The 6,652-nt window shown below is 36.1% G+C and carries 8 protein-coding genes; 7 read left to right on the top strand and 1 reads right to left on the bottom strand.

Annotated elements, in window-relative coordinates; genetic code table 11:
* The first annotated feature begins 32 nt into the window (after positions 1 to 32).
* From VBZ51_RS18635 to VBZ51_RS18605, 7 genes are all read left to right on the top strand, one after another.
* Positions 33 to 833, top strand: coding sequence for a DUF1444 family protein (locus tag VBZ51_RS18635; RefSeq protein WP_416577924.1), 801 nt, complete (start codon positions 33 to 35; stop codon positions 831 to 833).
* Positions 834 to 1,060: 227 nt separating this feature from the next.
* Positions 1,061 to 1,528: a type II secretion system protein GspG gene (locus VBZ51_RS18630; RefSeq protein ID WP_091603320.1), complete on the top strand. Its 468-nt coding sequence runs from the start codon at positions 1,061 to 1,063 to the stop codon at positions 1,526 to 1,528.
* A 156-nt stretch (positions 1,529 to 1,684) separates the two neighbouring features.
* Complete coding sequence (locus tag VBZ51_RS18625; protein ID WP_416577923.1) at positions 1,685 to 2,173, top strand: GNAT family N-acetyltransferase; 489 nt, start codon at positions 1,685 to 1,687, stop codon at positions 2,171 to 2,173.
* 47 nt (positions 2,174 to 2,220) lie between these two features.
* Positions 2,221 to 2,751 carry a sigma-70 family RNA polymerase sigma factor gene (locus VBZ51_RS18620; protein WP_416577922.1) on the top strand — a complete coding sequence of 177 codons (531 nt, stop codon included), beginning with the start codon at positions 2,221 to 2,223 and terminating at the stop codon, positions 2,749 to 2,751.
* A 62-nt stretch (positions 2,752 to 2,813) separates the two neighbouring features.
* The gene (locus VBZ51_RS18615) at positions 2,814 to 3,692 is read left to right on the top strand and encodes a PhzF family phenazine biosynthesis protein (RefSeq protein WP_215998000.1); all 879 of its coding nucleotides are present in this window, start codon (positions 2,814 to 2,816) and stop codon (positions 3,690 to 3,692) included.
* Positions 3,693 to 3,931: 239 nt separating this feature from the next.
* Positions 3,932 to 4,582: a peroxiredoxin-like family protein gene (locus VBZ51_RS18610; protein ID WP_416577921.1), complete on the top strand. Its 651-nt coding sequence runs from the start codon at positions 3,932 to 3,934 to the stop codon at positions 4,580 to 4,582.
* Positions 4,583 to 4,606: 24 nt separating this feature from the next.
* Positions 4,607 to 5,578 (top strand): carbon-nitrogen hydrolase family protein, encoded by a 972-nt coding sequence (locus tag VBZ51_RS18605; protein WP_416577920.1) that lies wholly within the window; start codon positions 4,607 to 4,609, stop codon positions 5,576 to 5,578.
* Positions 5,579 to 5,590: 12 nt separating this feature from the next.
* Here VBZ51_RS18605 and VBZ51_RS18600 read toward each other — a convergent pair whose 3' ends face one another.
* Positions 5,591 to 6,601, bottom strand: a complete 1,011-nt coding sequence (locus tag VBZ51_RS18600) for an LLM class flavin-dependent oxidoreductase (RefSeq protein WP_416577919.1) — start codon at positions 6,599 to 6,601, stop codon at positions 5,591 to 5,593.
* Positions 6,602 to 6,652: the final 51 nt, after the last annotated feature.

Here is a 6,652-nt window from a genome sequence, read left to right as displayed (position 1 = left end):
GCCAACAATATAAAATCGAATCGTAAACAATTATGTTTTCATTTTTTAAATCAAAATCTAACCTAACAGAATCGGAATTTGCAGAAAAATTTTTCACTGAATTAAAAAGGAAAGTGAGCGGTTTGGAATTAGTTTCTATCAATGGACTCGAAGTCACTACGAAATTAAAAGACTCTGACAATTACCATCATTATCTGGACAACTCATACGCTGAATATAAAAATGACCCAAAAGATTTGAAAAACGTACTTGAAAAATACACGTTTTCTGCAAAAGACCTTTTTCTTCCTCAAGAACCTTTACAAAAGGAAAGAATAGTACCAGTAATCAAAGACAAAAGATACTTAATTGAGAGTTCCAAAATAATTGAAGACTTTGAAAACTCTCACGTTTATGAAAAATACAATTCGGAACTATACATTTTTTATGCAGAGGATAAAGAAAATACGATTGGATATTTCGCAAAAGAAGAATATTCAAGGTTGAATTCTGACATTGAATCGATAAGAGAAATAGCAATCGAAAATCTCAATTCTGTCATTTCAAAAATGGAAAGACATGGAGAAAATGGATACTTTATGCTAACGGCAGGCGGAGATTATGAATCAAGTTTAATCCTATTTGACATTTGGGACAAAGAAAATTTTCCCGTGAATGGAAATTTAATAATCGGAATTCCAGCTAGAGACGTTATTCTAGTAACGGGAACAAATGATAAAGAAAATATTGATAGACTTAAGAAATCTATTAGAGAAATAAATGAAACCGGAGACCATATAGTTTCCGATAAAATATTTGAATTTAAAAACGGACAATTTGAGTTATGGGAATAAAAATACTGTTGGCAACAACGTGTATAAAACATAGCTAGTAAGTGCTTAATTGAAAAGGTTTGGTATATTTAGTAAGACCGCCAAATTTTTAATTTGGCTTTTTAAAAGAGAAAAATTAAAACAAAATATAAAAATTCGGCTCTGTTTTAATCTGAAATATTAGTGTCTTTTTGTACGCTTTGCTTTATAAATAAGTCTGTTGTAGCTCATTTACCAAAACCAACTAAATGCTTGAATTAATACTTTCGACTTTAGCAGAATTTGGACTAATCCGAGAGGATTATAAACATCGGAAACGAATAAGTAAAAAAGAAAAAGAAGATGGTACTAAAAGACCTATTCAAAAATATTTTTTGCAACCAAGTGCATTAATTTTCATTTCTGTTTTAGTCATTGGGAGTTTAATCTTTATTCTGTTTTTTACTTATCAAAGAACATCTGTTTTTCCTGAAAGAACTGTGAAAGAAATCTCTGAAATGAGTGACAGAATGGAAAATTGGAACCAAAAGTTTGGACGATACCCATCAAACCTTAATGAGTTAATTGGAAATAGTCCTGTACGACAAAGTTGGAAAAAAGACGCTTGGAACCGAGAATATGAATTTACGATTTCGGAAAACGGAAAAACGTTTTTAATCACCTCTGCTGGTTCTGATGGAGAATTTAATACAGAAGATGACATTGAATCGCAATAATAAAACCTGCGACAACAAAACCTATAAACAATACGGAATTAGGGTTTTAACACCAAGAACTATGTATATTTATAAGGTAGTTAAATTAAAAATTGCGTGTAAAGGATATGTTCAAATTTAGCTTTGCATCAATCAAAATAAAATGAATACAGTAAAATGAAAATTAGGGAAGTTCATAAAAATGATTTTACCATTTCAACGGACAAGAACAAGTTAGATGTGGAAAGCATTCATAAATTTCTTGCCAACGAAACCGATTGGGCAAACGGAATTCCTATCCATACTTTAAAAACATCCATTGAAAATTCTCTAAATTTTGGGATGTATTACAAAAACAAGCAAATTGGCTTTGCCAGAATAATTAGTGACTTCTCTACCATTGCCTATTTAGGAGATGTTTATATCTTAAAGGAATATAGAGGAAAAGGATTGAGTAAATGGCTCATGAAAGAAATAACGGAACACCCTAACCTCCAAGGATTAAGACGCTGGATTTTGTTAACCGACACCGCTGAATGGCTGTATAAAAAATATGGCTTTACTGCATTGCCTAATCCTCAATTATATATGGAAAAACATAACCCCAATGTGTATAAGGGCATGGATCAAACCAAAACTAACAATGCCGAAAATTCTTATTCATAAACGCATCAATTCTAATATATGACCTAAACCCTTTAAAACTTACCATTGTGAAAACCGAACTTAATACCATTTGGATAGATTTAAATGAAGAACTGTATGCCTTCATTTTAGGGAGAATTAAGGATGAACACATTGCTAAAGATATTCATCAAGAAGTATTTTTAAAGGTTCAAACTAAAATACATCAGCTTAAACACACCTCTAAACTTACCTCGTGGGTGTATCAAATTACACGGAACAGTATTATTGACCACTACAGAAAATCTCCCAATAAAACTATTTCAATAAACGATATGGATTTCCCCGAGGTGGATAGTGACAATTTTGAATACGCCAACCTAACAAATTGTATCAATCAGAAAATTGAAGACCTATCCTCTCACCATAAAGAAGCCATTATATTAACTTCTTTTCAAAATTATTCGCAAAAAGAACTTGCCCAACATTTGAACATCTCCTATTCCGGTACAAAATCCAGGGTACAAAAAGCCAAGGAAATTTTAAAGGAGAATATTCTAGATTGCCCAAATGTAGCATCTGATGATACTGGCAAATTAATAGATTTTGAAAAAAAGTAAGAATTACTACGTCTTTTTCCAGTGCACTGCGTCCATCTTGTATAACACATAAATTATTACAAATGGAAAAGTCAAAACAAAAGATAACCGTACAAATTTTAAATGCTTTTGCCGAACATGGTAAAGGTGGCAACCCTGCAGGAGTTGTGCTAAACGCAGATGCCCTAACTGACAAAAACAAACTTGAAATTGCCAAAAAGGTTGGTTTATCTGAAACGGCATTTGTATCAAAGTCTACAACCGACGATTTTAAATTGGATTTTTTTACGCCCAACAAGCAAATTGCGCATTGTGGTCACGCCACTGTTGCCACATTCTCTTATTTAAAGCAAATGGGCATTTTAACCAAAAATAGCTCTTCAAAAGAAACGATCGATGGCAGTCGAAAAATAGAAATCATAGGGGATTTAGCGTTTATGGAGCAATTGCCCCCAAAATATACTGAAATAAGCGACAAACATGCCGTTTTACAATCACTTGGATTACGTACAGCGGATGTTTTACCAAATGCCCCTATGCTATCCGTACATACGGGTAATTCATTTTTGCTTATTCCCGTTAAAAACAGCGAAACATTAAAGAATATAGTACCCGATTTTGACATGATCAATAAAATCAGCGACGAGTTGAATCTCATTGGTTACTATGCGTTTACCACAGATACTTCATATGATGCTACCGCAAGAATGTTCGGTCCGCGTTATGGTATTTTGGAAGAAGCCGGTACAGGTATGGCCGCCGGTCCGCTGGGGAGCTATTTATTTGATATTCTAAAGCAACAGAAAAGTACTTTTCATATTCAACAAGGCAAATATATGGTACCGCCTTCGCCCAGTTTAATTACCGTTAAACTACAAATTGAAAAGGAAGAAATAAGCGGTTTAATGGCTGGCGGCATAGGCATTTTGAACAAACAATTAGTTGTTGAGATCGATGTTTGAAAATGATTCTCTAACCTCATGATAACAGAATTTGCAAACAGTTACAATTGATTGTTTAATGCAACTAGGTATACAATATCGCTTACGTTGAACATACCGGTAAACACATGCTTTACCCAAAAGAACAATGTTATATTATTCCTAATGCAGACCAATAGCACAAAGGGTTTTCACTATATTTCGAAAAAATACGCTAGACTATCTAGTAGCTATATACATAGAAAATTTAGACTTACATAATGCAAAAACTAAGAGAACAGACCGATGCTAAAATAGCTTTTGGCAGACAAAAAAATCCTGAATTCATGAAAGGCGTCGATGAGATCATCGAAGAAGCAAAGGCTTTTGAAAAAGGTAAGAATGCGCTAAAGGTAGGAGAACAAGCTCCAAATTTTGAGTTACCGGATGCTTTAGGCAATCAAATAAAATTATCCGGTTTATTGGATAACGGTGCGGTGGTAGTCACTTTTTATCGTGGTAGTTGGTGTCCGTACTGCAACTTACAATTACGTGTTTTACAAGCTAAGCTATCGGAAATTCAATCTCTTGGCGCTACGCTGGTCGCCATTAGTCCAGAAGTTCCAGATGCATCAATGACCAAGAATGAAATTAGCGAGATGGATTTTACAGTTTTGTCTGACCAAGATGCAAAAGTAGCGTCTAAGTACGGCGTAGCTTGGGAAGTACCAGAATTTCTTTTGGACCATATGCGCGTTGACCGAAATCTTGATCTAAAACAAATAAACAACGGAAATGGAACGGTATTGCCAATACCTGCTACCTTTATTGTTGGCACAGACGGTGCAATTCAATGGAGCTACGTTAACGTTGATTACCGCACACGTTCAGAGCCAGACGAAATTGTTGAAGCTTTAAAAAGTATCTCTTAAATAAAACCACCAAACCTTTTATCAATGAAAATTATAGACACACCAGAGCAAAACCACCTTAAAATTGCCATGGCACAAATAGCACCGGTTTGGCTCAACAAATCTGCTACTATTGATAGAATTAAGGAATATATTATAAAGGCGGCCAAAGACAATTGTGAGCTCGTTGTCTTTGGTGAGGCCTTGTTACCGGGTTATCCTTTTTGGGTTTCCATGACCAATGGTGCAAAATTCGATTCTAAAGTTCAGAAAGAGATTCATGCGCATTACATTAAAAATTCGGTTCAAATTGAGGCTGGAGAATTAGATGATATCTGTGCGCTTGCAAAACAACATAAGATTGCCATCTACTTAGGTCTCATGGAACGAGCAAAAGACAGAGGCGGTCATAGTATTTACTGCTCCCTTGCATATATTGACAACCAGGGCGAAATAAAATCGGTTCACAGAAAATTACAGCCTACCTACGAAGAGCGGTTGACGTGGGCACCGGGTGATGGCAACGGATTACAAGTTCATGATCTTAAGAACTTTAGTGTTGGCGGATTAAACTGTTGGGAGAACTGGATGCCCTTGCCTAGAGCTACCCTGTACGGGTTGGGAGAAAACTTACATATTGCCGTTTGGCCCGGATCGGATTACAATACCGCCGATATCACAAGGTTCATTGCACGAGAATCCAGGTCTTTTGTAGTTTCCGTATCTAGCTTAATGAGCAAAACGGATTTTCCAGATGATACTCCACATTTAAACGCCATTCTTGAAAATTGCCCGGAAACATTGGCAAACGGTGGTTCTTGTATTGCCGGACCGGATGGGGAATGGATTTTACCTCCAGTCATTGATAAAGAGGGATTGATCACAACAACTATAGATTTCAACAGGGTTTTAGAAGAACGTCAGAATTTTGATCCCGTGGGGCACTATGCTAGACCAGATGTCACTAAACTTTCCGTTAACAGAGAAAGACAGTCTACCATAGAAATCAAGGATTAATAAGGGGGAGAATTATTCTTTCTCCCCATTCAATTCTTTCATAATCTCGGCAAACATGCGGTATGATTTTATGCGGTCTTTACCGTCATAAATATTGGTAACCGCAATAAGTTCGTCTACTTGGGTATCAGCAATAAACTGTTGCACTTGTTTTTTAACGGTCTCTTTGCTACCAATAAAGGAATACTTCAACATTTGCTGTACTGACGGATTTTTACTCAATTCACGTAAATCAGAAGTCATGGGTACCGGTGGTTGCATATAGCCCCTTTTTCCTGTCAACAAACCAATAATCATTTTATAAAGGGATGTTGAAATGCGTTCCGCTTCTTCATCTGTATCCGCAATGATAATATTCACGCCGGCCATAGTATACGGTTTCTCCAAAACCTTAGAAGGCTGAAACTCCTGATGGTAAATTTGCAAGGCGTTCATTAAATGGTTCGTAGCGAAATGACTCGCAAATGCATAGGGTAAACCTTTTTTAGCCGCTAAATGCGCACTATCCGTACTTGAACCCAAAATATATATCGGTACCTCTACCCCTTCTGCCAAGGTAACACGCACTTTTGCATCTGCATTTTCAGTAGAGAAATAGCGTTGTATTTTTTCCACTTCTAACGGAAACGACTGTGCCGCCTGGAAAAAATCTGACCGTATGGCTTGGGCGGTTAATTGGTCGGTTCCCGGTGCACGCCCCAAACCTAGGTCTATTCTATTTGGGTACAGTATTCCTAAAGTTCCAAATTGCTCTGCAATGATCAATGGGGAATGATTGGGTAACATAATACCACCTGATCCCACTCGTATAGTTTTTGTTCCTTCGGCAATATAACCCATCAATACAGACGTGGCGCTACTACCAATAGCTATAGAATTATGATGCTCTGCCAACCAAAATCGGTTGTACCCCACTTCTTCCGCAGCTTGTGCCAATGCCAAAGAGTGGTCAAAAGTATCTTTTAACGTTGTACCCTCTGATACAATGGCTAAATCCAATATAGAATATTTAATATTTTTCATTTAAATAATTTCATTAATACATTTAAAAGTATCTATATGTTTTATCAAAAA

The organism is Maribacter sp. HS (assembly GCF_048059195.1).
Classification (GTDB): Bacteria; Bacteroidota; Bacteroidia; order Flavobacteriales; family Flavobacteriaceae; genus Maribacter; species Maribacter dokdonensis.
The sequence above is the reverse complement of the archived record's forward strand: the minus strand, read 5'-3'. Positions and strand labels throughout refer to the sequence as shown.

What these genes read in the sequence shown, in the direction of transcription:
- VBZ51_RS18610 (WP_416577921.1), top strand. Translation starts at nt 3,932, where the DNA reads ATGCAAAAACTAAGAGAACAGACCGATGCTAAAATAGCTTTTGGCAGA.
- VBZ51_RS18635 (WP_416577924.1), top strand. Translation starts at nt 33, where the DNA reads ATGTTTTCATTTTTTAAATCAAAATCTAACCTAACAGAATCGGAATTT.
- VBZ51_RS18630 (WP_091603320.1), top strand. Translation starts at nt 1,061, where the DNA reads ATGCTTGAATTAATACTTTCGACTTTAGCAGAATTTGGACTAATCCGA.
- VBZ51_RS18600 (WP_416577919.1), bottom strand. Translation starts at nt 6,601, where the DNA reads ATGAAAAATATTAAATATTCTATATTGGATTTAGCCATTGTATCAGAG.
- VBZ51_RS18615 (WP_215998000.1), top strand. Translation starts at nt 2,814, where the DNA reads ATGGAAAAGTCAAAACAAAAGATAACCGTACAAATTTTAAATGCTTTT.
- VBZ51_RS18625 (WP_416577923.1), top strand. Translation starts at nt 1,685, where the DNA reads ATGAAAATTAGGGAAGTTCATAAAAATGATTTTACCATTTCAACGGAC.
- VBZ51_RS18605 (WP_416577920.1), top strand. Translation starts at nt 4,607, where the DNA reads ATGAAAATTATAGACACACCAGAGCAAAACCACCTTAAAATTGCCATG.